Here is a 25,022-nt window from a genome sequence, read left to right on the forward strand (position 1 = left end):
GCGAACGCCTGCGACGTCCCAGATTGAGGACAGCTACAGGAGCCTGCCATGACCGAACCAACTCCCCTGTCCTCACTGTCGTCCGCGCTCGCGGACTTGGTGGCGCGCACCGCGCCGTCCGTCGTCTCCGTGCATTCGCATCGCTCCCGCGCGACCGGCTTTGCCTGGAAGCCCGGCCTGATCGTCACTGCGGATGAGGCCCTCGCCGACGAAGGCGCGGTCGAGATCGGCCTTGCCGACGGCGGCACCGCGTCCGCCACGATCGTCGGCCGCGACCATACGACCGATATCGCGCTGCTGCGCGTCGATGCCGCCATCGCGCCGGTGAAGCTGGCTGCGGCGGTGCCGCCCCTCGGCGCCTTATCGGTGGTGGTCGCCACCAACCGCGATACACCGAGTGCGGCGCTCGGGATGGTATCGGCGTCCGGCAAGAGCTGGCGCTCCTTGCGCGGCGGCGACATCGACGCCCGGATCGAGCTCGACGTCCGCCTGCGCGGCAGCCAGCAGGGCGGCCTCGCGCTCGATGCATCGGGTGAAGCCTTCGGAATGGCCGTGCTCGGACCGCAGCGCGTGCTGGTGATCCCGACGGCGACGATCGAGCGCGTCGCCGCCCAGCTCGAGGCGCGCGGCCGCATCGCGCGCGGCTATCTCGGCCTCGGGCTCCAGCCGGTGCGGCTCGACGACGGCATCGGCGCGATGGTGATGAATGTCGACAAGGCCGGGCCTTCGGCCGCGGCCGGCATCCGCCAGGGCGACGTGATCGTGGCGGTCAACGACCAAAAACTGTCGGGCGTGCGCGCGCTGTCGCGAACGCTGGGACCTGCGAGCGTCGGCGCGGTGGTCGACGTCGCCGTGCGCCGCGGCGGCGAGCCGATCAGCTTCAAGGTCACGGTCAGCGAGAGGCCGGAGACGTGAGCGAGGACAAGACGGCCGAGATCGTATTGTCGCTGGAGATCGACGATCCCACCCTCGCCAATCGCCTGGCCGCTCTGCTCGGCAACGTTGCCGGACTTCGCCTTGCCGCGCCGGGCGAAACCGCCGCGGCGACGATTGTCGCCCGCGATCCGCGCATCATGCCCGAGGACATCGCGCTGACGCAGCGCGAGCTCGACGTGCTGGCGCTGATGGCCGAGGGCGCTTCCAACAAGATGATTGCCCGGCAACTCGGCATCTCGGTGCACACCGTGAAATTCCATGTCGGCTCGCTGCTCGACAAGCTGGATGCCACCGGACGCACCGATGCGGTCGCGCATGCGGCACGGCGCGGCGTGATCGAGCTTTGACACCGCCGAGCCTCATGGCGCTGATGTCGCCGGGAAGCTGAGCTCGACCTTCAAGCCCGGCGCATTGTCATTCAGCGCAATCTCGGCGCCATGAAGCCGCGCGACCGCGGCGACGAGGCTGAGGCCGAGACCATTGCCCGGCGTGTAGCGGCTCTGCTCGAGCCGGTAGAAGCGCTTGAAGACATGATCGCGCTGCTCGGCGGGAATCCCCGGACCGTCGTCGGCAATCGAGATCACCGCACCGCGATCGGCTCTGCGGCAGCTCACAGTCACCTGCCCGCCCTTGCGGCCATGCTTGATCGCGTTGTCGACGAGATTGGCGATGGCATCGAACAGCAGGTCGCGATCGCCAGTGATCGCGACCTCGCGGTCGCCATCGAGGCTGAGCCGCGTGGCAACCTGCTCGGCGGCGGCATCGTAGAGCTCGACGACCTCGCCGGCGATCTCGGCGAGATCAAGCGCGCGGAAGGCGCCGGTGCGGGCGCGGGTCTCGATCTCGGAGATCCGCGTGATGGAGGCGAACATGCCGAGCACGGCGTCGAGATCGGCGATGGTGTCCCCGATCAGCGCCGCATCGGCCTCGCTGTTGCGCGGCGTGTGATAGGCCTTTTCCAGCCGACCACGCATCCGCGTCAGCGGCGTGCGCAGATCGTGCGCGACATTGTCGCTGACCTGCTTGACCTCGCCCATCAGCGTCTCGATGCGGTCGAGCATCTGGTTGAGGTTTTCGGCGACGCGATCCCACTCGTCATTGCTGCCGCGCAGGGGGATACGCTGGTCGAGGCCGGAGAGCATGATGGCGCGGCTGGTGGCGTTGATCTGCTCGATCCTCCCTACCGTGCGCCGCGTCACCAGCACCGCCGCGAGCCCGGCGAGCACCAGCAGCAGCGCGGCGACGGCGGCCATCGCAAGCTCGATCATGCCGGTGAAACCGTCATGATCGATTGCCGTGCCGAGCCGGCGCTCCACATAGGCGAGCGTGCCGAAATAGACATAGGCCATGATCGCCGCGACGATCAGCCCGAATGCCGCGATCGCGATCAGCGCCAGGCGGAAGGTCGAGGAGCGAAGAGTCTTAGCCAGGAGCACGGAGGCAATATCCGATGCCGCGAATGGTGTGGATCAGCGGATAGGCCTGGGCATCGTCGACCTTGCGGCGGACCCGGCCCACATAGACGTCGATGATGTTGGTGGAGGGATCGAAATGCAGGTCCCAGACATGCTGGAGCAGCATCGCGCGGGAGACGACGCGGCCCTCGTTGCGGACGAGATATTCGAGCAGCTGGAATTCCCGCGGCAGCAGCGGGATCTTGCGGCCGCGGCGGGAGGCGCTACGCGCGATCAGGTCGATGGCGAGATCGCCGACGCGCAGCAGCGTTTCCTTGGCGATGGTCTCGCTGCGGCGACCGAGCGCCTCGAGCCGCGCCAGCAATTCGGTGAAGGAGAACGGCTTGACGAGGTAGTCGTCGCCGCCGGCGCGCAAGCCGCGCACGCGGTCGTCGACTTCGCCGAGTGCGGAGATGATCAGAAACGGTGACGCGATGCCATCGTCGCGCAACTGACGCATCACGCTGATGCCGTCGATATCGGGCAGCATGCGGTCGATGGTGATCACGGCATAGTCGCGCGCGGCGCCGTGGCTGAGGGCTTCGCGGCCATTGGCTGCGAGGTCGACGTCGTAGCCCGAGACAGTCAGCTCCTCGACGAGTTGACCTGCGGTTTCCGGATCGTCCTCGACGACCAGGATGCGGCGGTGACCTCCGGTCATGACAAACTCCGCGCGACGATCGCCACCAGACTATCCCGTTCCGGGGCTGAGCGGAACTGCCCGATGGCGATCGCGACAATGGTGCGGTACGGCGATGCGACTACCAATAGTCTCCGCACACATTGACCCATTGCCACCCATAGGGCGTCCAGCTCCTGCGCCAGCAGCCGTCGTTGTAGCCGGCGTAGAAATAGGGCGCGCCGAAGACGGCGAAACGACGGAAATGGTGGTGATGATGGAAGCCGTGGTGGCCGTGCCAGCCCGCGCCGGCGAAACGCGGGCCAATCGCTGCGTGCGCGAACCGCGTCCCGCCGAAGGCGGGACCGCCGACATGGGCGAAGCGTGCGCCTCCCATGCCGCCGGCCCGCATGCCGCCGAAGCCGCCGGCGTGCATGCCGCCGCCGAAATGCCCGCCACCGCCAAAGCCGCCGTGACCGCCACCGCCGCGCGCAAGCGCCGGTGGCGCGACCGCCATCATTGCTGCGATCACGGTCGCCGTGAGGCCTTTGAGAAGCCTGTTGTTCATCGGAACGTCCTCCTTGCAGCGCGGCGATCTCCGTGCCGCGCGAGGAGGATCAGATGATGAGAACGGGCCGCCTGCTTCAACTTACAAATGCGCCAGATTCTGACGCGGGTGTTAGGGATGCACCGCTCTAGCTCCCTCGCCCCGTTCTTACGGGGAGAGGTTAAGACATCACACCCGCTTGCCGTTGCTCTTCTCCGCTGCGCGGCGCAGCGCCTCGGCGAGCGCGCCGCCGCTGGAGGATTCCTGCTTGCGCGGTGCGGACGACGTCATGCGGTTGGCGTTGCGGGAATTGTTGTCGCGCTGCATGCCGGGTGCGTCCTTCTTGGCGCCGACCTCGTCGTCGAGCCGCAGCGTCAGCGAGATGCGCTTGCGGGCGACCTCGAAGTCCAGCACCTTCACCTTGACGATGTCGCCGGGCTTCACCACCTCGCGCGGATCCTTGATGTAGGTCTTGGACATCGCCGAGATGTGCACGAGGCCATCCTGGTGCACGCCGATGTCAACGAAGGCACCGAAGGCGGCGACGTTGGTCACGGTGCCCTCAAGGATCATGCCCTTCTTGAGGTCTTTGATCTCCTCGACGCCTTCCTTGAACACCGCGGCCTTGAACGCAGGGCGCGGGTCGCGGCCGGGCTTTTCCAATTCGCGCAGGATGTCGGTGACGGTCGGCAAACCAAACGTCTCGTCGACGAAATCCTTCGGCTTCAGCGTGCGCACGACGTCGCTGTTACCGATCAGCGCCTTGATGTCGCTCTTGGTCGCGTCGAGAATCCGGCGCACCACCGGATAGGCTTCGGGATGCACGCCGGAGGCATCGAGCGGATCCTCGCCGCCGAGAATGCGCAAGAAGCCCGCGCACTGCTCGAACGCCTTCGGCCCGAGCCGCGGCACGTCCTTGAGCGCCTTGCGCGACTTGAACGGGCCGTTGGCGTCGCGATGCGCCACGATGCTCTGCGCGAGGCCCGAGCCGACGCCCGACACGCGCGCAAGCAGCGGCGCGGAAGCCGTGTTGACGTCGACACCGACGGCGTTCACGCAATCCTCGACCACGGCATCGAGCGATTTGGCGAGCTTGGCCTGGCCGAGGTCGTGCTGATACTGGCCGACGCCGATCGCCTTCGGCTCGATCTTGACGAGCTCGGCGAGCGGATCCTGGAGGCGCCGCGCGATCGAGACCGCCCCGCGCAGCGTGACGTCGAGGCCGGGCAACTCCTCCGACGCAAAGGCCGAGGCCGAATAGACCGACGCACCGGCTTCCGACACCACGATCTTGTTCATCTTCAGCTCGGCGAGACCCTTGACCAGCTCGGTCGCGAGCTTGTCGGTCTCGCGCGAGGCAGTGCCGTTGCCGATCGCGATCAGCTCGACGCGATGCTTCATCGCGAGCCGGCCCAGCGTCGCCAGCGACTCGTTCCATTGCCGCTGCGGCTCGTGCGGATAGATCGCGGTCGTGTCGACCACCTTGCCGGTCGCATCGACGACGGCAACCTTCACGCCGGTGCGGTAGCCCGGATCGAGCCCCATCGTGACGCGGGTGCCGGCGGGCGCCGCCAGCAAGAGATCGCGCAGATTCGAGGCGAACACGCGCACGGCCTCGGTCTCGGCCGAGTTCCACAGCCGCATGCGCAGGTCGATGTTGAGATGCACCTGGATCTTGGTGCGCCAGGCCCAGCGCACCGTGTCGACCAGCCAGCGGTCGCCGGGACGCTTGAGGTCGGCGATGCCGAAGCGCTTCATGATCTTGAGTTCATAGGCGCTCGGCACGCCCGGTGGCGGCGCTTCGGCCTCGGGCTGAATTTGCAGGTCGAGAATTTCTTCCTTCTCGCCACGGAACATCGCGAGGATGCGGTGCGACGGCAGCTTGGTCAGCGGCTCGGAGAAATCGAAATAGTCGGCGAACTTCTCGCCCTCGGTCTTCTTGCCGTCGCGCACCTTGGAGGCCATGCGCGCGTTGGTCCACATCTCCTCGCGCAGCGCGCCGATCAGGTCGGCGTCCTCGTCGAAGCGTTCGACCAGGATGGCGCGGGCGCCGTCGAGCGCGGCGGCGGCGTCCGCAACGCCCTTCTCGGCGTTGACGAAGCTTTCGGCCACGACCTTGGGATCGTTGGTGGTTTCCGCCAGCAACTGATTGGCGAGCGGCTCGAGGCCGGCTTCCTTGGCGATCTCCGCCTTGGTGCGGCGCTTCGGCTTGAACGGCAGATAAATGTCTTCGAGGCGGGCCTTGCTGTCGGCGGCCATGATGCTGGCTTCCAGCGCGGCATCGAGCTTGCCCTGCTCGCGAACCGATTCGAGGATGGCCTTGCGGCGGTCTTCGAGCTCGCGCAGGTAGACCAGACGCTCCTCCAGGGTGCGCAATTGCGCGTCGTCGAGCGCACCGGTCGCTTCCTTGCGGTAGCGGGCGATGAAGGGAACCGTAGCGCCGCCGTCGAGCAGCGTCACCGCCGCCTCGACCTGCTCGGCGCGAACCCCAAGCTCCTGCGCAATTTTCTGGTTGATGTTGGCCACGCGAGAATTCCTCTATCCAAGCACGCGGCGCGGCGGCGAACCACCGGCCACGGGACGTCGCTTATGGACCAAGCGGGGTTGATTCATCAAGGTGCGGCGGAGAACCGTCGACAGAGGATTTTTTGTCGAACCGATGCGATCTCGCCACATTCGTCGGGATGCGGGCCGAGCCGGTACCCAGCAGGCGACACGGTACAATGCGGCGACATGGGCCCCGGCTCGGCAGCGCACCGTCGAGGTGACGCTGCGCTGCGTCCGGGGCACGAGAGCGGAGTAGGCGCAGATGCTTCCACATCGTCATTGCGAGCGCAGCGACTTGTCCGCCGAGGCCCTGGCGAGGGCGGAAGCAATCCAGAATCCCGCCGCGGAAAGACTCTGGATTGCTTCGCTGCGCTCGCAATGACGGCATATGAGGCGACGGCTCGCCCTCCAAGCATCACTGTCATTCCCCGCGCAGGCGGGGAATCCAGTACGCCGCGGCCTATCGATTGAACCACAACCGTCTCGGAGTACTGGATCGCCAGGTTAAACCGGGCGATGACAGCGGGTTGGTTGTTACGGACACGCCCTCGCATCCTCGCGGCGCATTCGCCCGAGCTTTGCTTCGTCTTTCGCCCCGCTCGATCCAAGAGGGCGCAGGGAAGACCGGGTGCTGACCTCGCACCCGCGGTCCGCTGCGCGAAAGCACGCGCAGGAAGAACCGCACAGCAGCATACAGGTGTGGCCATCACTCGGCCTTCCCTGCGCGATGGTCGGACGGCTTATGCCGCGCTCTCCCGGGAGCCGAGTTCCTTCTGGCCTCCCTCGCCCTTGCGAAATTCACCAGCCTTCGCGCCGGTTGACGCAACTGCCGCATCCGCCAAGAGCTTGACCGTAGCAACGACGGCCAGGACCACACGGTTTTGCCGTACGCACGGCCCGCCATTTCGCCGCAGTTTTCCCGACCCCGTCGACGGAGCCGGAAACTTACAGACGAGACGAACCTGACAGCGCCGCTCGTCCGCACGAAGCCTCGGGCTCACGGAGAGCATCCGCCCTGCCCTTGACCTCTCGCACACGACGCTGCTGCGTCCACCGCAAGCCCGGCTCGCGACAATGACGACCACATGATCGCCCCTCAAGACTGAGCCGGGATGGGCGAACACATACGCCAATTCCGAATTTCGGTAAAGAAGAATATTTTACCGAAGTTGATTGACCCAGCCATCGCGTGTTTCGCCGACCGGGTACCGCTACACCTTGTAGCCGGATGGAGAGGCACCTGTCACAGGAGATACGAACCATGGAGCGCTTCCCGATAGGCGGTGCGCCTGAGAGGCTTATGGCTTGACACGAGCCCCGTGTTCCGCGCCTGTTGATCTGCCGGGCCACCGAACTCCAAGGACTCATCATGCGGACAACATCGGCCGGCGTCTTCAAGATCGCCACCACCGGCCCCGGCGATGTCTCCGGCCTCATGGCCCTGATCGGCTCCGGCGCGATCGACCCCAAATCGATCCTCGCCATCCTCGGCAAGACCGAGGGAAATGGCGGCGTCAACGATTTCACGCGGGAATATGCCGTGGCGGCACTATGCGCTGCGCTGGCGCCGCGGCTCGGCCTGTCCCCGGAGGAGGTCGAGCAACGCATCGCCTTCGTGATGTCCGGCGGCACCGAGGGCGTGCTCAGCCCGCATCTGACGGTGTTCACGCGCAGCGAGGCCGAGCGCCCGGCGGGCCTGTCCGGCAAGCGCCTGAGCATCGGCATGGCGCACACGCGCGACTTCCTGCCCGAAGAGCTTGGGCGCTCCGCGCAGATCACGGAGACGGCCAAGGCGGTGAAAGCCGCGATGGCGGATGCCGGCATCAGCGATCCGGCGGACATCCATTTCGTGCAGATCAAGTGTCCGCTGCTCACCAGTGATCGCGTCGAGGCCGCGAGCGCGCGCGGCAACAAGACGGCAACGACCAGCGCCTATGCCTCCATGGCCTATTCACGCGGTGCCTCCGCGCTCGGCGTTGCGGTCGCGCTCGGCGAGATCGCACCTGACGTCCGCGACGAGGACGTGCTGCGGCGCTACGATCTGTTCTCGAAGGTCGCCTCGACCTCGTCCGGAATCGAGCTGATGCACAATGTCGTCATCGTGCTCGGCAATTCGGCGGCATCAGTGAGCGAATTCGAAATCGGGCATGCCGTGATGAGGGACGCCATCGACTCCGCCGCGGTGATCGCAGCGCTCGAAAGCGTCGGGCTCGGTTTCGCGCCGCAGGCAACGAACGGCCGCGGGCTCGTCAACATCTTCGCCAAGGCAGAGGCCTCGCCTGACGGCAGCGTGCGCGGCTTCCGCCACACCATGCTCGAAGACACCGACATCAGCTCGACACGCCACGCCCGCGCTGCGGTCGGCGGCCTGATCGCGGGCCTTGCCGGCACCGGGGCGGTCTACGTCTCCGGCGGCGCCGAGCATCAGGGGCCGGCCGGCGGCGGGCCGGTTGCAACGATCGCGCGGCTGTCGGATTGATACGAGCGGTATTTCCGGGCCCCGTGACCTGTCCGCCTCGCGCAACCCTGCCCCTCGCGCTGGCTCAGTTGATTCGGACGGTTCCTTGCGAAAGGAAAGAGGCCGCTATCCAAGAGGAATTTGACGTCATGACTTTGCCGATGAGCTGGAATGAATGGGCGCAGCACGATGGCGTCGCGCTGGCGGGGCGCGTCCGCAAGGGCGAGCTGACGGCGAAGGAATTGGCGCGGCAGGCCGCGGCCGGCGTCGCCAAGGTCAATCCGGCGCTGTCGGGCGTGGTCGAGCTGTTCGAGGACGTGATCGCCGATCCCGCCAAGGACGGCGCCAATCTCGCGGGCCCCTTCGCCGGCCTGCCCTTCCTGATGAAGGACCTCGGGCCGACCATGAAGGGCCGGCTCCAGGAAATGGGCTCGCTGTTGATGCGCGGCAATCGCGCGAGCGCCGATACGTTCCTGACCGGTAAATTCCGCCAGGCTGGGCTGAACTTGATCGGACGCACCACGACGCCGGAATTCGGCGTGTGCTCTTCGGCCGACAATCCCGCCGTCTACGTCACCCGCAATCCCTGGAATACCGACTACACGACCTGCGGCTCGTCAGCCGGCAGCGCCGCGATGGTCGCGGCCGGCGTGGTGCCGATCGCGCATGCAACCGACGGCGGCGGCTCGATCCGCATTCCCGCCGGCGTCAACGGCAATATCGGGCTGAAGGTCTCGCGCGGCGTGTTCTCGCTGGCGCCGCACATGTCCGATCTCACCGGCCTCGTCTCGATCCAGGGCTGCCAGTCGCGCTCGGTGCGCGACACCGCCGCCTTCGTCGATCACGCGAGGGGACCTGCGCCCGGCGAGTTCATGCCGTTCTGGACCACGGCGCAGCCTTACTGCGAGATGATCAAGCGCGATCCGGCAAAGCTCCGCATCGCGCTGTCCCACACATGGGGCGACTACACCGCCACGCCCGAGATTGCCGCCGAGCTGGACAAGGCCGGACGCTTCCTCGAGGGCCTCGGCCATCACGTCGACTACGCGCTGCCGGAGATCGACCTCCCCGCCGCGTTCGCGGCGCAGACCACCTGCTACATCTCGAACTTCGCGGTGGTGATCTCCAACATGCTCGCTGCGCGCGGGCTGGAAAAGCCGCCGGAGGATCTGATCGAGCCCATGAACATCCGCATCTGGGAAGCCGGGCGCCACACCAGCTTCGCCGAGCGGGCGAAGATGCAGGCCGTGTTCAACACGACCTCGCGCGGCTTCGGCAGCTTCTTCGAGCAGTGGGATGTGATCCTGACGCCGATCACGGCGCTGCCGACGCCGAAGGTCGGCACCAGGGAATATCTCACCATCTCCGACAACCCCGACGTGCGCGACTGGTTCGACAATCTGTGGCGCTTCTTCGCCTTCACGCCGCTCGCCAATCTCTGCGGCATGCCGGCGATTTCGATGCCGATGGCGACCCAGGATCACGGCCTGCCGCTCGGCATCCAGGCCATCGCCAAGCAGGCCAATGACGGCCTCCTGCTGCAACTCGCCGCCCAGATCGAGCGCGCGCTCGACGGCAAATGGAACGGCGGCAAGAAGCCGAAGGTGCATGTGGGCTGAGTGCTGACGCAACGAAGCTGGCGACGGATCTCATGCGGCCATCCTTCGAGACGCCCGCCCTTGGCGGGCCCTCAGGATGAGGTCTGATTTCGCGGCGATATCTTAGACCCTCATGGTGAGGAGCGCCGCGTCACGGCGCGTCTCGAACCATGAAGGCCCCTGCGATCGCGTCACCGCGATCAATTCTTCACCACCGGAATCTCCTCCGTCGCCGGCTGCTGCTGGCCCTGCTTGTACATCGCGAGCGCTTTGTCGAGCGCTTCGCGCAGCGCAAGAGCGGCGGCCACGCTGCAGCGCAGGTGCGCGGTCTGGACCACGTCGACCCTGACGGCAGCGCCGACCGGCATCAGCAGGTTCGCGGCGAGCTCGATCTGGATCGCGCCGTTGTGGTGGCCGAAACAGGAGGCGCCGTCGAAATAGACGATTGGCGCCCGTTCGGCGCTGGAGGTCGAAATGGTGACGGGCCCCTGGGCGGTCGAGGGCGTTTCGGGATCGGCCATGGGCACTCCTTGCGGCTAAAGCATGATCCGGAAAAGTGCGAAGCGGTTTTCCGGAAAGATCATGCGTAAACAACAACCTAAAGCGCGATGACGATTCATCCAAATCTCATCGCGCTTTAGTCGAACGAACGAAGCCCCACCATCGTCGCTTCGGCCCGCCGTGTCGAGGCCAAACCGCCCCGGGGCCGACCCGCAACGCCCATTCGGGTTTTGCGCGGCGCCCGGCGGTGGTCTAGAACATCGCCATGTCCACTCCACCGTCCACGCTTCCGTTCGAGGAACTCGCCGAGGCCATCAAGGGCCGCCGCTCCGATTACGGCCATATCAGCGGGCTCCAGCTCGACCGCTTCGCACCTGCCGAGGCCTGGTCCAGCCTGCCCTACCGTCCCGTCTTCGTCGGCGACACTGAGACTGGCGTGCTGCACGGCGGCGTCGTCACCGCGATGCTGGACGAGAGCTGCGGCATGGCGGTGCAGCTCGCGCTCGACGGCACGCATGCGATTGCAACCCTCGACTTGCGCATCGACTACCAAAAGCCGGCAACGCCGGGTCTCGACATCAAGGCCCATTCGGTCTGCTATCGCACCACGCGCTCGATCGCCTTCGTGCGCTCCACCGCCTATCAGGAGTCCGAGGACGATCCGGTCGCGACCGCGACCGCCTGCTTCATGATCGGGGCCAACCGCACCAACATGCTCGCCGACCGCCGGATGGATGCGCGCAGCATCCCGACGCTGGAGGCGCCGGAGTATCCGGACGGGCCCTTTGCGCGCAGCCCGTTCGCGCGCGCTCTCGGTATCCGCGTCAATGATGACGGCACACTGACGATGCCGTTCTCACCGCAGATCATCGGCAATCCGATCCTGCCCGCGATCCACGGCGGCATGACCGGCGCCTTCCTCGAGACCACCGCGATCGTCGGCGTGGCGCGCGAGCTTGGCGCTGCCGCGCCGCCCAAGCCGATCGGCCTCACCGTCAATTACTTGCGCTCCGGTCGCGCGCTCGACACGTTTGCCAACGTCTCAATCGTGAAGCAGGGCCGGCGCATCGTCGCCTTCGAGGCGCGCGCCTGGCAGGACGATGCGAACAAGCCGATCGCCACCGCTTTCGGTCACTTCATGCTGCGGTCAACGCCGAGCCTCGAGCAGGATTAGGTCGCATCTGGCGGTACGCTACCGAAGACCACGAGCCTACACCGACGCCCGTAAATTCCCGGAGGTGTCGAAAACCGATGGTTTCCTTCACGACCGCTTAAGCCGCCCCGATTAGGATGACCCCCGCCTTTCAGCGAGCGGTGCGGCACATGAGCATGCAGGAAAAGCGCCGGAGGAAGCGCGTCGCGTTTAAGAATTGGTACGACACCACCCTCGTCGCGCTCGACGGAACTTGGTCGATCAATGCGAAGCTGCACGATATTTCAGACAGCGGCGCCAAGCTTCACGTCGATGGCGAAGTTACGGCGCACCTGTGCAAGGAGGAGTTCTTCCTCATGATCACGCCGGACGCAAAGGTTTCCAGACGCGCCGAGATGGTCTGGAGAAACGGCTGCCATGTCGGGATCCGATTCGTGACCGCGCCGCGATCGCCGTCGTGCAAGCATCCTTGAGACCATGTCGACCGATCCGGAGCGCGCGGCCGCCAAGTTCTCCACTCGCTCGCCGAAACGCGATGCCGCGATCGACGAGGCGAGGATTGCGTTGCTCGAGGAGTCCATCGACACCGTCATTCGCGGACTGATCGCCGAGCGGACCGGTTTGGCTCGGCGGGTGAAGCGACTTCTGGATGAACCGGAAGCGCTCGCGACTTGGATCTCCGCGAACAAAATGCCGCCACCCAAATCGGAGCTCGAGCGCGCCGAGAGACGTCTTCGTCTGCTCGATCGCCAGATCCTGGAATGCCGACCCATCAAGCGTGCGATCGCAAATATGCGCGTCCTGGCCGGTGGCGCACGGCCAAGCGCAGGTGTATGAGTCAACAGCCGACCTGCCGGCCCGGTCTTGCTGCGCGCCCCGGAGCGCCTGATCTTCACCACATTGGGGCTTGACGGGCGATACGCGCGCCTACAACGATATTGCGGTTTCCACGAGAGGTACCGTCGTGCGGCATCCGATCGACATCGTCGCCATGTTTGCCGCGATCTGGCTGCTCGCCTCGATGATGCTCGACGCGCTGACGCCGAAGGAGCTGACGGCGGTCATGATCGCCGTCGCGATCGGGCCCGCCGTGGTCATCACCGCCGTATTTTACTATCTGCGCTGCCCGCGCACGGATTTCGCGGCGATCTTCGCCGCTCTCTGGCTGATCTCGGACATCGCCATCGCCTTCATCTCGCCGAAGCAGCTGCCGCATTTCCTAATCGTGGTCGGCTTTGTGCCGGCGTTGCTGATCGGCATCGTGCTGCACTGGCAACGCTTCCAGCGCCGTCATGAACGGCTGCCCGTGCCCTCGGCGAAGCGGGGTTAGCGCGGAATGACTTACGGTTGAATCGATTGTTGCGGCTGGTTCACCTCTCCCGCTTGCGGGAGAGGTCGGCGCGTCCGGGCGATGCGAAGCATCGTCCCGCGCGCCGGGTGAGGGCTTTCTCCTCTAGGGGATTGTCCCATTGCGGAAACACCCTCTCCCCGCCCCTCTCCCGCAAGCGGGAGAGGGAGTGCACTTCCGTCGTTGCAGCGATCAAGCCTCATCTCATCACGCCTCAACGCCGCAGCAGGTTCGTCTTCGCGAGATCCAGCACCTCGTCGCCACGGCCGTTCACCGCATGCAGGACCCGACATCGCGGCACGGCGAGGGACAATAAGCCATGACACGATCCCGGCTTGTCCGTTCCGGCTCACTTTTTCGCAATCGCCCGATCGTAGGCCGCGACTGTCACCTTTGCGCGAGCTGCGACATCCGCTGCACTCATGCCGGGCTTGTAGAGGCTGGAGCCGAGTCCGAACGCGGTCACACCACCGTTGATGTACTCCGCAAAGTTCTGGTCGGAGACGCCGCCGACAGCGGCGATCATCACACCTGATGGCAGCACGGCGCGGATCGCGGCGATACCGGAGGCGCCGAGCACGCTCGCCGGAAAGAATTTCAGGCTCGACGCGCCGGATCGCGCCGCGAGCAGCGCCTCGGTCGGCGAGAACACGCCGGGCATGGTCACCATGCCGTGCTGATGCGCGCGCGCCAGCACCTCGGTGTCGACATTGGGCGAGACCATCAGCCTGCCGCCGACGTCGTTGAGGCGATCGACATCTGCCGTGGTCAGCACCGTGCCGGCGCCGATCAACACGCCTGATGGAGCCTGCTTCACCGCCATCGCGATGGAGCGGAAGGGATCGGGCGAGTTCAGGGGAATCTCGATCGCGGTCATCCCGGCCTCGATCAACACGCCGACGATCGCCGCGGTCTCCTCGGGCTTGACGCCGCGCAGGATCGCGACCAGCGGGCGCTGCATGGGCGGAAAGGGAACGCTCATCTCGAGAATCCTTCTACTTCGTCCAGATCGCGGCAGCCGCCATCGACAGGCCGCGGCGGACGGCTTCATCCGCATCGACGAGCCTTGCGGTCACCGACAGCGCCTCGAAAGCCAGCCGATACAGCATCGCAAGCTGACCCGAGGCAATCAGCTGGACACCCGCTTGCGGCATGGCGCCGGAGAGCCCTGCCGCCAGCTCGACGCCGATCAACGTGCCCGACAGCGTCTCGCGCGCCGCAGCCGGCGTGCCGCCGAACAGAAGCTGCCGCGACCGCACGGTGAACAGAAGGTTGGCGGCGAAGGCCGGGGCTTCGAACGCGGCCTTCACGGCCGCCTTGAAGCTCGCGACATCCTCGGCGTCGTCTGCGCCGGCGACCGCGAGCGACAGGATCGTCTCGCGCGAGACAGCGCTGAAGAGCTCGCCGGTCATGAATGTGGAAAATCGTTCGACGGTGCCGTCCGTCACGCGAACCCATTTCGAATGCGTGCCGGGCATGCAGATCAGCGCCTCGCCGGCGGCATCGAGGCCGAGCGCGCCGAGCAATTGCGTCTCCTCGCCGCGCATCACGTCCGGCGCCTTGGCGTCGCGCTGCGCGATACCGGGCAGGATGCGGATGTCGCGCGCCTCGCCCGGCACGCGCACGGCCTGTTTCAGAACAGCGGAGAGCGGCGCCGGCGTGTCGACATAGCCGGCCTCGACCCAGCCGGCGCGGGCACCGGCCATGCCGCAGACGAGCACCGGCAGATGATCCGGCGCTTCGACCGCCGCAAGATGCGATCGCAGCACCGCCGGGAAGCCGGCCTTCGCCGCGGCCAGCATGCCCTCGCCGCTGCGGCGCTCGGTCAGCACCTGACCGGCGCGGTCGATCAGCCAGAGCCGGAAGCTGCTGGTGCCCCAGTCCACCGCGACGTAAGCGGGTTCGGTCATGTCAGGTCTCGTCCTCGTCTCACGGCTAAGACGCCGTCTCGCGACGAATGAGACGATGTCTTGCAGGCTCCCGTCGAGATACCGGCTATTGCGCGGGCAAACCAGCCCTTTCTCTTCAATTTGAGGCCCTGCCGCGCTGGCACACCGCTTGCTGAAGCTTGGCCACCCAACTCCGTCAACGCGCGACAAGACGCGTCAACATCAGATGAGGAAACCCATGGAGATCGGCTATTTCACGATGCCTTCGCATCCGCCGGAGTGCGGCCTGAAGGAAGGGAACGACTGGGACCTGCAGGTCATGCGCTGGCTCGACGAGCTCGGCTATCAGGAAGCCTGGGTCGGCGAGCACCACACCGCGCCCTGGGAACCCAATCCCACGCCGGACCTCTTGATCGCGCAGGCCTTGATGCAGACCAAACGCCTGCGCATCGGACCGGGCGGCTTTCTCTTGCCCTATCACCATCCGGCCGAGCTCGCCAACCGCGTCGCCATGCTTGACCATCTCTCCGAGGGCCGGCTCAATTTCGGCGTCGCGGCTTCGGGGCTGCCGAGCGACTGGGCGATGTTCAACGTCGACGGCATGAGCGGCCAGAACCGCGACATGACCCGCGAGGCGCTGGAGATCATCCTGAAGCTGTGGTCCGATCCCGCGCCCTTCACCTACAAGGGCAAATTCTGGACGGTGACCAAGCCGGACACGATGTTCGACTTCCTGAAACCCCACATCAAGCCATTGCAGGCCCCGCATCCGCCGATCGGTGTCGCCGGGCTCTCCAAGAATTCGGACACGCTGAAGCTGGCCGGCGAGCGAGGCTTCATCCCGATGAGCCTCAACCTCAACCCGGCCTATGTCGGCAGCCACTGGGACTCCGTGGAAATCGGCGCCGCCAAGACCGGACGCAAGCCGAACCGCGCGGATTGGCGGCTGGTGCGTGAGGTGTTCGTCGCCGACACGGATGAAGAGGCCTGGAGGCTCTCGACCGGCGACATGATGGGCCGGATGATGAGCGAGTACTTCCTGCCGCTGCTCGGCCATTTCGGCTTCAAGGACTACCTGAAGCACGCCCCTGATGTGCCCGACAGCGACGTGACCGTCGAATATTGCGCCAAGCGGAACTGGATCGTCGGCTCGCCCGCGACCGTCGCCGAGAAGATCGAGAAGATCTACGACGAGGTCGGCGGCTTCGGCGTGCTCCTGGTGTTCGGCTTCGACTACAAGCACAAGGCGGAGGCCTGGCATCACTCGCTCTCGCTGCTGAAGAACGAGGTGATGCCGCGTCTTGCGCATCTCGGCTCCGCGAAGAAGGCGGCTTGACCGCCTGCGGGTGCGGCGCGATCGTGCCGTACCCGCATTCATTTCGGAGATTTCCGCGTGACGGTCGACGCCAAGGACTTCAAGCAGGCGATGCGCCAATGCGCCGGCGCGGTCGCGTTGGTGACGGTGGGCGCCGAGCACGGCAAGCGCACGGGATTGACGGTAACGTCGGCCTGCTCGCTGTCGGACTCACCGCCCTCGCTGATCGTCTGCGTCAACCGCAACGCCAGCGCCCATGCGCGCATCCGCGAAGAAGGCGCGTTCGCGATCAACTTCCTGCATGAGGATCACGCGCTGCTTGCACTGACCTTCAGCGGCCAGAGGGGCATCAACGGCGACGACCGTTTTGCCTTCGGGCAGTGGACGCGCGGGGCAACCGGCGCGCCGGTGCTGACGGATGCGGTGGCCGCGTTCGATTGCGTGCTGGCGCAGGAGTTCGAGACGACAACACATTCGATCTTCGTCGGCGAGGTCCGTGGCGCGTCGCATGCGGCCTCGGCCGCGCCGCTGGTCTATCTGCGCGGCAATTTTCACACGCCTCACGAGATCCGCGAGACGGTCGCGCTCGGCGACCTCGACGCGCGGCATCTGAGCTGGACGGATTTTTCCTGACTCAGAGCAGATCATAACCAGGCGTGAGGATACCGTCCGGATCATGACGGCGTCTGGCTTCGCGCAGTAGCGGCCATCTCGGGCCGAAATGATCCGCCCAATCCTCCGACGACATCACGAGCGCGCTGACCGGGTACAGCACGCCGCCGGCGCTGCGAATGTGATCGTAAACAGCCCGATTGCGCGCGACCTGCCGGTCGGCATTCTCCTTGTCCGCGGAGGATGGGATGCGGATGAGATTGAACGGAAACACGACGCGTTCATCGGGCAGCCGAAGCAGGGGCGTGCGGCAGCTGTCCGTGAACATCGGATAATAAGTGACCCGCCCGAACGGACCGAGATCATCGCTGTTCAACCCGGCAATGACATCGCTCGCGATCTCCAGTGCGTTGCTGCCGCGCAAATAGGTCAGCAGCCAGGGATGCGGATTGAACCATTGGCCGTTCGACCGCAGCAGCTTTTCGAGCCTGGCGAATGCGTTGGCGTCGTCGCCAAAGGTCAGGTCGGAGACAGTCTCGTGCTTGTCGGAGAGCCCAGCGAGCAAAGCCTTGTCGGCGGGAGGTGCGCTGCTGTCGTAGAAGACACCAGCCTCCAGTTGATAGCGCCAGCCGCCAGCGCCGTCGGGCACGACAGCCCCCTGTAACTGGTCGAAGCGCGCCTCGTCGAGAGCGCGCCGCTGATCGGCGGTCAGTGAAGCAAGATCGGGATAGGACAGCAGATAACGCCTGACACGTTCGGGCGCGTGCATCAATCGAAGCGTGGCTCGGGTAATGATCGCGCATTGCGCCAGCCCGGCGCGAACGGCGTCGAACAGGTCGGTATGCGCTGTCGGAGAGCAGGTCAGCTCCACGCCTTCGCCCGTGACGATATCGAGCGCCAGAACCTGGTCGGTCTGGAGCCCGTGCCGGGACGACGCCCCGCCAACTCCACCGACCGTAAGCGTGCCGCCAACGGACAGGCCGAGGTAGTTGGTCAGCACCGGTGGCACGAGCCCTTTGGCCAGCGTTGCCTCCAGCACCGCGTGCCAGGTCGCGCCGGCATCCACCACGACACGGTCGGGTTCGATCCGGTGGATCGATGCGAGCGCGGCGAGGTCCACGACGATGCCGTCTTCGGCCATCGCCCGGCCGTAGGTGGCATGTCCCTGTCCGCGCGCTGCAACCTTCATGCCCTGTTCCCTTGCCCAGCGCAGGATATCGGCGATCTCGGCGCTCGACCTGGGCTTGCAGACGGCCCGTGGCTGCCTCTGCATGATGTGGCCAAAATCCTGCGCCGCAGCCGCGCGGGATTCCGCGTCGGCCGCAAGCGACGCCTTGGGCGGTCGCGGGTCGCGCGAGCCCGGCGATTGTGCGGCCAGGGTGGCCGAAGCCAGCGTCGCCGTGACGCCGACGCCCGCGTGCAAGAGTGTCCGTCGATTGGGAGTCATGCTGCAGTCCTCTACGCCTCGCCGGGCGGATGGGCCCCTGCGCTTCAAGTTGCGATCGACTGCTCGCCAGGACAACCGGCGCATCGCGGGATAGACATTCCCGCTAATCGAGAGAATGCGTTCCCTCGTGTCAGCTCAAAGCCGCTCGTGCTTCAACCTCTCCGCCAGCAGGTCAACGAACAGGTGCGTCTTGGCCGGCGGTGTCGCACTTGGCGGAAACACGGCGCGCACGGGCGTTCGCGGTGCCTCGTACGCCTCCAGCACGATTTCGAGCGCGCCCTGATCGACGAGATCGCGGATTTGCCAGAACGGCCCGTATCCGACACCGAGGCCGTGACGAGCGGCGGCATGCGCAGCCGTCATGTTGTCGGTGTGAAAGCGGCCGTTCACCCGCACGGTCGCCGCACCGCCGTCGATCTGAAAGCGCCATGTGTCCACTTCGCCGCGACCGGTCCTGCGCAGGATGCATTGATGCCCGGCGAGATCGCTCGGATGATGCGGGTGGCCATGACGGGCGAAATAGTCGGGCGCGCCGTAGACAACCGTGCGCAGCTCGCCCAACCGCCGGGTCTTTAGCGACGAGTCCGGCAATTCCCTGATCCGCACGGCGAGATCAAAGCCATCGCCGACGACATCGACCGGCCGGTCGGACATGTTGACGTCGACTTCGATCTGCGGGAAACGCGCCATGAACTCGGCGATCACGGGCACCACATGAGTCGATCCGAACAGGACCGGTGCTGCGACCTTGAGCAGTCCCGACGGCTCGATGCGCCGGTTTGCAGCCTCGAGCCGAGCTTCGGTGATTTCCGCAAAGGCCGGTTTGACACGGCGATAGAACGCCAGTCCCGCTTCGGTCGCCACTGACTGCCGCGTGGTCCGCCGCACCAGTTCCACACCAACGCTCTGTTCCAACGCGGCCAGCGCGCGGTTCACCGATTGCAGCGACCGCCCTAGTTGCCGAGCGGCGGCGGTCTGGCTGCCGGCCTCGACGACAGCCAGGAAGACTTCGATCTCCTCCATCGCGTGTGCTCCTCTTGCTCCGCCGGAAATGTATGTTCGCGGCGGCGCAATTGCCGCCCTGGAATCGATCTGCGAGAGTCGATCAGGAGCCGGGCAGCGTCCGGGTTCCAGCAGAGGCCCGCGAGCTCGCTAGAACGAGATCTTGAATTGCTTGATCTTGCGATAGAGCGTGGCCCGGCTGAGTTTCAGCGCGCGCGCTGCCTCGGTGACGCGGCCACCATGCTTGCGCAGGGCCTCAACGATCGTCCCGCGCTCCGCCGCTTCGAGATCGGGCTCCGCGGCCCTTCCGCCGAATGGCGGCAGATCGAGGTCTGTGTCGGTGATGACACCGTCTTCCGCCGTGCAGCCGGCGAGCCGCAGCACGTGGCGGAGCTGGCGCATGTTGCCGGGGAACGGATAGGCCGCGAGCTGCGAACAGGCCTCGTCGGACAGGCGACAATTCGGCGCCTCCTCGCGCGCGATCTGGCGGATGATGTCGCCGCGGTCGGCGCGCTCGCGCAAGGCCGGCAGGTGCACCTCGATGCCGCGCAGGCGGAAATAGAGGTCGGCGCGGAAGGCGCCCTGCTCCGCCATGCGGCCGAGATCGCGATGCGTGGCGCTGATCAGGCGGAGGTCGACGGCGACAGGCTTGAGCGCGCCGAGCGGCCAGACCTCGCGGTTTTCCAAGACGCGCAACAGGCGCGTCTGCAAGCCAATCGGCATATCGCCGATCTCGTCGAGGAACAGCGTGCCGCCGTCGGCCTGCACGATCAGGCCCTTCGAGCCCTCGCGCCGCGCACCGGTGAAGGCACCAGCCTCGTAGCCGAACAGCTCGGCGTCGATCAGACTCTCGGGCATGGCCGCGCAATTCAGCGCAACATAATTGTTGCGCGCGCGGTTGCTCGCCGCATGAATGGCGCGCGCGAACACGTCCTTTCCGACGCCGGTCTCGCCATGCAGCAGCACCGGCAGATTGTGATCGCCGATGCTTCGGAGCCGCTTCACGCTCTTGATCAGGCCGGGATCGCGGCCGGCGAGCCGATGCAGCGCGTCGAAGCGATCGACAGAGGTATCGCGGCGCGGCGCAAGCGGGCGTCCCCTCGCGCGCAGCGGCGGCGCGACATGACCATGGCCCAAAGCGCTGCCGTCGGCACGGCGCAGCTCGACGACCTCGTCCGTACCACGCGCGGCATGATGATCGAACTTGACGTAGCGCGACAGGTCGATGCCAGATGCGATCAGGCCGTCGGTGAGGCCCAGCAGTGCGCGGGCAGACCGGCAGGCGCCGACGACGCGGCGATCGTCGTCATAGGCGATGAGGCCACTGCCGCCGTCCCCGGGCACGGTGGCGATCCAGGCGTTGCGGAAATGGCCGCGGAAGATCGCGCCCTCCATCCGCCGCGTCGCCTCCATCGTCACAGCGAGCGCAAGCTGATGCGCCGCGCGCTCGAGATCCTCGCGGCAGGAGGTGATGTTGATGGCACCGGCGAGCCGCCCGGCCTGGTCGAACAGCGGCGCCACGGCGCAGGAGAACATGTGCCACTGCGCCCGAAAATGCTCGTCGCGATGCACCAGGATCGGCTTCTCCTCGGCCAGCGCGGTGCCGAGCCCGTTGGTGCCCTCGAATGTCTCGGCGAAGTTCGAGCCGGTGTAGATCTTCCAGTCCAGGAACATCCTTGCGTCGGCTTCGCCCGGCAGGCGGCTGAACAGCATGGTCGCCTTCGCATCCGCGAGATTGACGCAATAGCCGGCGTCGCGCAGCACACGGGCGAGATCGTCGAGCTCGGGCATTGCGAGCCTGATCGTCTCCTCCATCGGTTCGGCGGCATGCCGGATTTCGGCTTCGGTCAGGGTCTGCGGCGGGCCCTGGCGGGCGGGATCGAGCTTGTGATTGACGAGGCACCGCCGCCAGGAATTGGCGATCCGCGAAGAGGCATCGACGTCGGCCAAGCGGTCTGCAACCTGGTTGGCGACGGACAAGACACGGGCGACATGGTTCGAGGCCGAAAGGCTGGCCATCGCGGACGTCTCCACCCTGTATTATTGTGCAAAGTCTGGCACCGCAGGCGGGGATGTCAATCGGGAACCGGGAAAGCCGAGTGGCACACCTCCCCCCGTCGTCATTCCGGGGCGGCTCGAAGAGCCGAACTATGGTGCGGAATTGCGCACCTGAGAATCTCGAGATTCCGGGTTCGATGCTTCGCATCGCCCCGGAATGACGGAAGGAGTTAGATTTGCTGCACCGCCCTCACCACGTGTCGATACACGGCCGCTTCTTCGCCGTCCTCGCGGGCGGCTTCGGCACGGACCGCAGACCCGCCATGATCCAGCGCCGCGTCTCGGCGGGGTCGATGACGTTGTCGATCTCGAACACCGATGCGATCGAGACCGCCTTGCCGTTGGCATAGAGTTCGGCGACCTTGTTGCGGTAGTAGGTCTCGCGCTCCTCGGGATCGGTGATCGCCTCCATCTCCTTGCGGAAGCCGAGGCGGACATAGCCCTCCAGGCCCATGCCGCCGAACTCGCCCGTCGGCCAGGCCGCGGTGAAGAACGAGGCGTGGAAGCCGCCGCCGATCATCGACTGCGCCCCCAAGCCATAGCCCTTGCGCAGCACAATGCCGAACAGCGGCACGGTGAGGCTCGCGCCTGTCACGAACATGCGCGAGACGTGGCGCACGATCGCGGTCTTCTCAGCTTCCGGGCCGACCATGAAGCCGGGCGTGTCGCAAAGCGAGACGATCGGCAGATCGAAGGCGTCGCAGAGCTGGAGGAAGCGCGCGGCCTTGTCGCCGGCATCGGCATCGATGGCGCCGCCGAGATGGCGCGGATTGTTGGCGATCAGGCCGAACGGCTTGCCTTCGATGCGGATCAGCGCGGTGATCATGCCGACGCCGTAGTCGCGTCGAAGCTCCAGCACGCTGTCCTTGTCGGCGACGAGGTCAATCACGCTACGGATGTCGTAGACGCGCAGGCGGTTCTCGGGGATCGCGCGGCGGAGCAGGCGCTGGTCGGCGGCTTCCCACTCGGTCACCGCGCCTTGGAAATAAGACAGGTATTTCTGCGCGACGCGCGTCGCCTCCTCCTCGTCCTCGACCAGGATGTCAATGACGCCGTTTGGCGCCTGGAACGTAACAGGGCCGACCTCGGCCGGGTGGTAGACACCGAGCCCGCCGCCCTCGATCATGGCGGGACCGCCCATGCCGATCGAGGCGTTCTTGGTGGCGATGATGACGTCGCAACAGCCGAGCATCGCGGCATTGCCCGCAAAGCAATAGCCGGAAACGACGCCGATGACAGGCACCAGGCCGGAGAGCCTTGCGAACTGCACGAAGGACGGGCCGTCGAGCCCGGTCATGCCGAGCCGGTCGGTGTCGCCGGGCCGGCCGCCGCCGCCCTCCGCATAGAACACCAGCGGCACGCGCCAGTCTTCCGCGAGCGTCAGCATGCGGTCGATCTTCTTGTGATTCATGTGGCCCTGCGTGCCCGCGAGCACGGTGTAGTCATAGGCCACGACGATGCAGCGGCCGCCCTCGGGGCCGAACTTCCCGGCATTCACCGTGGCGACGCCCATGACCAGACCGTCGGCCGGTGTATTCTTGATGAGGTCGTCGAGCTTGCGCCGGCGGCGCTGCGCCGCGATCGCAAGGCTGCCGTACTCCATGAACGAGCCTTGGTCGACGAGCTGGGCGATATTCTCGCGCGCGGTGCGCTGGTTGGTGTTGCGCCGGCGCTCGACCGAGGCCGGGCGATTCTCATCGAGCGTATTGGCCTGGCGCGCGATCAGCTCGGCGAGATCAGAGCGAATGTGGTCGAGATCGACATCGGCTTCCGCCGCCGTGCTATCAGCGGCGACGTCGAGCGGCTCGAGATATAGGATCGGCTCGCCATGCATCAACGTGACGCCGTCGCCGGCGACGAGCATCATGACGCGGCCGCCCTGCTCGGCCATGACCAGATGCTCCATCTTCATGGATTCGATCACGGCGAGCTGCTGGCCCGGGCGCACGATCTCGCCCTCCTTCACCTGAATGGTGACGATGGTCCCTTGCAGGGGCGCCGCGACCATCACCGCGCCTTCGGGCACGATCTGCGCGGCATGCGCTTCCGCGCCGTGACCGGAGTGCTCGGTCGCGGCAAAGTAGAGCGGCCTGGCCGCGCCATCGGCGGCCTCGACGAGCTTTGCGATATTGCGGTCGATGAAATCGGTCGCGATGCGGTTGGTCCTGAAATCGGGATGCGCCAGCACCGCCTGCAGGAAGGCGGTGTTGGTGACGACGCCGTCGATCCGGAACTCGCGCAAGGCGCGCGAGGCTTTTGCGACGACGTCGTGCCAGGCTTCGCCCGGCGTGTGCACGATCACCTTGGCCAGCAGCGAATCGAAGGCCGCACTGGTCTTGTAGCCGGCGTAACCAAAACTATCGACGCGGACGCCTGGACCCGACGGCGGCTCGAACACGGCAAGCACGCCGCCGGTCGGATGGGTCGCGCCCGTCTCATCCAGCGTCTCCATGTTGACGCGAAGCTGCATGGCATGGCCGCGCGGCTTCGGGATCGAACCCTGCGCAAGACCCAGCGAGGCCAGCGTGCTGCCTGCAGCGACCGCGAGCTGGGCGCGGACGAGGTCGACGCCGAGCACCTCTTCCGTGACGGTGTGCTCGACCTGGAGCCGCGGATTGGCCTCAATGAAGGCAAAGCTGTCCTCGGCAGTGCCGTCGACCAGGAACTCGAACGTGCCGAGATTGTCGTAAGACGCCGCACTCGCCAATTGCTTCGCCGCCTCAATGATGCGGCCGCGCAAGGGATCGCTCAGCGAGGGGCTCGGCGCCACCTCGATCAGCTTCTGATGGCGGCGCTGGATGGTGCATTCGCGCTCCCAGAGATGGGAGATCGCGCCATGGCGGTCGCCGATGATCTGGACCTCGATGTGACGCGCCTGCCGGATCAGTCGCTCGGCATAGACGCCGTCGAAGCCGAACGCGGCTTTGGCTTCCGACTGGCAGCGCGCATAGGCCTCGGCGAGATCGGACGCGTTCTCGACCACGCGCATGCCGCGACCGCCGCCGCCGGCCATCGCCTTGATCACGATCGCCGCGTTGCTGCCGAGCGAGGCGAAGAACGCCGTGATCTCCGCGAGGCTCGACGGCCCGCTGGTGCCGGCAATGATCGGCACGCCGCAGCGCTTTGCCAGTTGCCGGGCCGCGACCTTGTCGCCGAACAGTTCGAGCGCTGTCGCCTTCGGCCCGACGAAGACGATGCCGCCGTCAGCGCAGGCCTTCGCGAACGCTGCGTTCTCGCTGAGGAAGCCGTAGCCGGGATGCACGGCATCGCAGCCGGCCGCCTTCGCCGCGTTCACCACCGCATCGATATCGAGATAAGCCCGGGCGCCACGGCCGGGGATTTCGACCGCTTCATCGGCAACGCGCACGTGCAGCGACAGCGCATCGTCGGCGGGATGGATCGCAACGGTCGCGCTGCCGGCGTCGGCCGCCGCGCGCGCGATGCGGATGGCGATCTCGCCGCGATTGGCAATCAGGAGTTTCTTGAACGACATGCAGGCCGCCTCCACGCCCGCGTGCAAGTCGCGGGATCAGGTTCG

General features: G+C 66.3%; 21 protein-coding genes. 10 read left to right on the forward strand and 11 right to left on the reverse strand.

What is annotated here, in order from left to right; all coding sequences use genetic code 11:
• Nucleotides 1–48: 48 nt before the first annotated feature.
• Together CVM73_RS20500 and CVM73_RS20505 are read left to right on the forward strand one after the other, a co-directional pair.
• The gene (locus CVM73_RS20500) at nt 49–915 is read left to right on the forward strand and encodes a S1C family serine protease (RefSeq protein ID WP_100233688.1); all 867 of its coding nucleotides are present in this window, start codon (nt 49–51) and stop codon (nt 913–915) included.
• The gene (locus CVM73_RS20505) at nt 912–1,283 is read left to right on the forward strand and encodes a response regulator transcription factor (RefSeq protein WP_100233689.1); all 372 of its coding nucleotides are present in this window, start codon (nt 912–914) and stop codon (nt 1,281–1,283) included. Before CVM73_RS20500 ends, CVM73_RS20505 begins: the two co-directional genes overlap by 4 nt.
• Nucleotides 1,284–1,295: 12 nt before the next feature.
• Here CVM73_RS20505 and CVM73_RS20510 read toward each other — a convergent pair whose 3' ends face one another.
• The 4 genes from CVM73_RS20510 to CVM73_RS20525 form a co-directional block, all read right to left on the reverse strand.
• Nucleotides 1,296–2,372, reverse strand: a complete 1,077-nt coding sequence (locus CVM73_RS20510) for a sensor histidine kinase (protein WP_100233690.1) — start codon at nt 2,370–2,372, stop codon at nt 1,296–1,298.
• A complete protein-coding gene (locus tag CVM73_RS20515; RefSeq protein WP_100233691.1) occupies nt 2,359–3,051 on the reverse strand; it encodes a response regulator transcription factor in 693 nt (230 codons plus the stop codon). The genes CVM73_RS20510 and CVM73_RS20515 overlap by 14 nt, the downstream gene beginning before the upstream one ends.
• Before the next feature lie 100 nt (nt 3,052–3,151).
• Entirely contained in the window at nt 3,152–3,577 is a 426-nt protein-coding gene (locus CVM73_RS20520) for a hypothetical protein (protein WP_100233692.1), read from the reverse strand.
• Between the two features lie 168 nt (nt 3,578–3,745).
• A complete protein-coding gene (locus CVM73_RS20525) occupies nt 3,746–6,082 on the reverse strand; it encodes a Tex family protein (protein ID WP_100233693.1) in 2,337 nt (778 codons plus the stop codon).
• 1,390 nt (nt 6,083–7,472) lie between these two features.
• Here CVM73_RS20525 and atzD point away from each other — a divergent pair.
• Both atzD and CVM73_RS20545 read left to right on the forward strand, forming a co-directional pair.
• Nucleotides 7,473–8,582 carry a cyanuric acid amidohydrolase gene (atzD, locus tag CVM73_RS20540; protein ID WP_100233804.1) on the forward strand — a complete coding sequence of 370 codons (1,110 nt, stop codon included), beginning with the start codon at nt 7,473–7,475 and terminating at the stop codon, nt 8,580–8,582.
• 128 nt (nt 8,583–8,710) lie between these two features.
• A complete protein-coding gene (locus tag CVM73_RS20545; RefSeq protein ID WP_167406949.1) occupies nt 8,711–10,180 on the forward strand; it encodes an amidase in 1,470 nt (489 codons plus the stop codon).
• Between the two features lie 179 nt (nt 10,181–10,359).
• On the opposite strand, the gene CVM73_RS40410 is transcribed toward CVM73_RS20545, so the two are convergent.
• A complete protein-coding gene (locus CVM73_RS40410) occupies nt 10,360–10,680 on the reverse strand; it encodes a hypothetical protein (RefSeq protein ID WP_167406950.1) in 321 nt (106 codons plus the stop codon).
• Nucleotides 10,681–10,925: 245 nt separating this feature from the next.
• Between CVM73_RS40410 and CVM73_RS20555 the strand changes: the two genes are divergently transcribed.
• From CVM73_RS20555 to CVM73_RS20570, 4 genes are all read left to right on the forward strand, one after another.
• A complete protein-coding gene (locus CVM73_RS20555) occupies nt 10,926–11,834 on the forward strand; it encodes a PaaI family thioesterase (RefSeq protein ID WP_100233696.1) in 909 nt (302 codons plus the stop codon).
• Between the two features lie 149 nt (nt 11,835–11,983).
• On the forward strand, nt 11,984–12,286 hold the full coding sequence (locus tag CVM73_RS20560; RefSeq protein ID WP_158237595.1) for a PilZ domain-containing protein: 303 nt from the start codon (nt 11,984–11,986) through the stop codon (nt 12,284–12,286).
• 4 nt (nt 12,287–12,290) lie between these two features.
• Complete coding sequence (locus CVM73_RS20565) at nt 12,291–12,650, forward strand: hypothetical protein (RefSeq protein WP_100233698.1); 360 nt, start codon at nt 12,291–12,293, stop codon at nt 12,648–12,650.
• 127 nt (nt 12,651–12,777) lie between these two features.
• Complete coding sequence (locus tag CVM73_RS20570) at nt 12,778–13,143, forward strand: hypothetical protein (protein WP_167406951.1); 366 nt, start codon at nt 12,778–12,780, stop codon at nt 13,141–13,143.
• A 367-nt stretch (nt 13,144–13,510) separates the two neighbouring features.
• Here the strand turns inward: CVM73_RS20570 and CVM73_RS20575 are convergent, their stop codons facing one another.
• Together CVM73_RS20575 and CVM73_RS20580 are read right to left on the reverse strand one after the other, a co-directional pair.
• Nucleotides 13,511–14,143, reverse strand: a complete 633-nt coding sequence (locus tag CVM73_RS20575) for a 2-dehydro-3-deoxy-6-phosphogalactonate aldolase (RefSeq protein WP_100233699.1) — start codon at nt 14,141–14,143, stop codon at nt 13,511–13,513.
• A 13-nt stretch (nt 14,144–14,156) separates the two neighbouring features.
• Nucleotides 14,157–15,071 carry a 2-dehydro-3-deoxygalactonokinase gene (locus CVM73_RS20580; RefSeq protein WP_100233700.1) on the reverse strand — a complete coding sequence of 305 codons (915 nt, stop codon included), beginning with the start codon at nt 15,069–15,071 and terminating at the stop codon, nt 14,157–14,159.
• A 217-nt stretch (nt 15,072–15,288) separates the two neighbouring features.
• Here CVM73_RS20580 and CVM73_RS20585 point away from each other — a divergent pair, with 217 nt between their 5' ends.
• Together CVM73_RS20585 and CVM73_RS20590 are read left to right on the forward strand one after the other, a co-directional pair.
• Complete coding sequence (locus CVM73_RS20585) at nt 15,289–16,386, forward strand: LLM class flavin-dependent oxidoreductase (protein ID WP_100233701.1); 1,098 nt, start codon at nt 15,289–15,291, stop codon at nt 16,384–16,386.
• 57 nt (nt 16,387–16,443) lie between these two features.
• Nucleotides 16,444–16,998 (forward strand): flavin reductase family protein, encoded by a 555-nt coding sequence (locus CVM73_RS20590; protein ID WP_100233702.1) that lies wholly within the window; start codon nt 16,444–16,446, stop codon nt 16,996–16,998.
• 1 nt (nt 16,999) lies between these two features.
• Here the strand turns inward: CVM73_RS20590 and CVM73_RS20595 are convergent, their stop codons facing one another.
• The 4 genes from CVM73_RS20595 to CVM73_RS20610 form a co-directional block, all read right to left on the reverse strand.
• Nucleotides 17,000–18,508, reverse strand: coding sequence for an FAD-binding protein (locus tag CVM73_RS20595; protein WP_100233703.1), 1,509 nt, complete (start codon nt 18,506–18,508; stop codon nt 17,000–17,002).
• A 51-nt stretch (nt 18,509–18,559) separates the two neighbouring features.
• A complete protein-coding gene (locus tag CVM73_RS20600) occupies nt 18,560–19,447 on the reverse strand; it encodes a LysR family transcriptional regulator (RefSeq protein WP_100233704.1) in 888 nt (295 codons plus the stop codon).
• Nucleotides 19,448–19,576: 129 nt separating this feature from the next.
• Complete coding sequence (locus tag CVM73_RS20605; protein ID WP_167406952.1) at nt 19,577–21,445, reverse strand: sigma-54-dependent Fis family transcriptional regulator; 1,869 nt, start codon at nt 21,443–21,445, stop codon at nt 19,577–19,579.
• Nucleotides 21,446–21,674: 229 nt separating this feature from the next.
• A complete protein-coding gene (locus CVM73_RS20610; protein ID WP_100233706.1) occupies nt 21,675–24,977 on the reverse strand; it encodes an acetyl-CoA carboxylase family protein in 3,303 nt (1,100 codons plus the stop codon).
• Nucleotides 24,978–25,022: the final 45 nt, after the last annotated feature.

Origin of the sequence: Bradyrhizobium forestalis, assembly GCF_002795245.1 — a bacterium.
Classification (GTDB): Bacteria; Pseudomonadota; Alphaproteobacteria; order Rhizobiales; family Xanthobacteraceae; genus Bradyrhizobium; species Bradyrhizobium forestalis.

Excerpts from the sequence above, each read along its gene's own strand:
- CVM73_RS20500 (WP_100233688.1), top strand. The coding sequence starts at position 49 with ATGACCGAACCAACTCCCCTGTCCTCACTGTCGTCCGCGCTCGCGGAC.
- CVM73_RS20515 (WP_100233691.1), bottom strand. The coding sequence starts at position 3,051 with ATGACCGGAGGTCACCGCCGCATCCTGGTCGTCGAGGACGATCCGGAA.
- CVM73_RS20520 (WP_100233692.1), bottom strand. The coding sequence starts at position 3,577 with ATGAACAACAGGCTTCTCAAAGGCCTCACGGCGACCGTGATCGCAGCA.
- atzD (WP_100233804.1), top strand. The coding sequence starts at position 7,473 with ATGCGGACAACATCGGCCGGCGTCTTCAAGATCGCCACCACCGGCCCC.
- CVM73_RS20545 (WP_167406949.1), top strand. The coding sequence starts at position 8,711 with ATGACTTTGCCGATGAGCTGGAATGAATGGGCGCAGCACGATGGCGTC.
- CVM73_RS40410 (WP_167406950.1), bottom strand. The coding sequence starts at position 10,680 with ATGGCCGATCCCGAAACGCCCTCGACCGCCCAGGGGCCCGTCACCATT.
- CVM73_RS20555 (WP_100233696.1), top strand. The coding sequence starts at position 10,926 with ATGTCCACTCCACCGTCCACGCTTCCGTTCGAGGAACTCGCCGAGGCC.
- CVM73_RS20560 (WP_158237595.1), top strand. The coding sequence starts at position 11,984 with ATGAGCATGCAGGAAAAGCGCCGGAGGAAGCGCGTCGCGTTTAAGAAT.
- CVM73_RS20565 (WP_100233698.1), top strand. The coding sequence starts at position 12,291 with ATGTCGACCGATCCGGAGCGCGCGGCCGCCAAGTTCTCCACTCGCTCG.
- CVM73_RS20575 (WP_100233699.1), bottom strand. The coding sequence starts at position 14,143 with ATGAGCGTTCCCTTTCCGCCCATGCAGCGCCCGCTGGTCGCGATCCTG.
- CVM73_RS20580 (WP_100233700.1), bottom strand. The coding sequence starts at position 15,071 with ATGACCGAACCCGCTTACGTCGCGGTGGACTGGGGCACCAGCAGCTTC.
- CVM73_RS20585 (WP_100233701.1), top strand. The coding sequence starts at position 15,289 with ATGGAGATCGGCTATTTCACGATGCCTTCGCATCCGCCGGAGTGCGGC.
- CVM73_RS20595 (WP_100233703.1), bottom strand. The coding sequence starts at position 18,508 with ATGCGCCGGTTGTCCTGGCGAGCAGTCGATCGCAACTTGAAGCGCAGG.
- CVM73_RS20600 (WP_100233704.1), bottom strand. The coding sequence starts at position 19,447 with ATGGAGGAGATCGAAGTCTTCCTGGCTGTCGTCGAGGCCGGCAGCCAG.
- CVM73_RS20605 (WP_167406952.1), bottom strand. The coding sequence starts at position 21,445 with ATGGCCAGCCTTTCGGCCTCGAACCATGTCGCCCGTGTCTTGTCCGTC.
- CVM73_RS20610 (WP_100233706.1), bottom strand. The coding sequence starts at position 24,977 with ATGTCGTTCAAGAAACTCCTGATTGCCAATCGCGGCGAGATCGCCATC.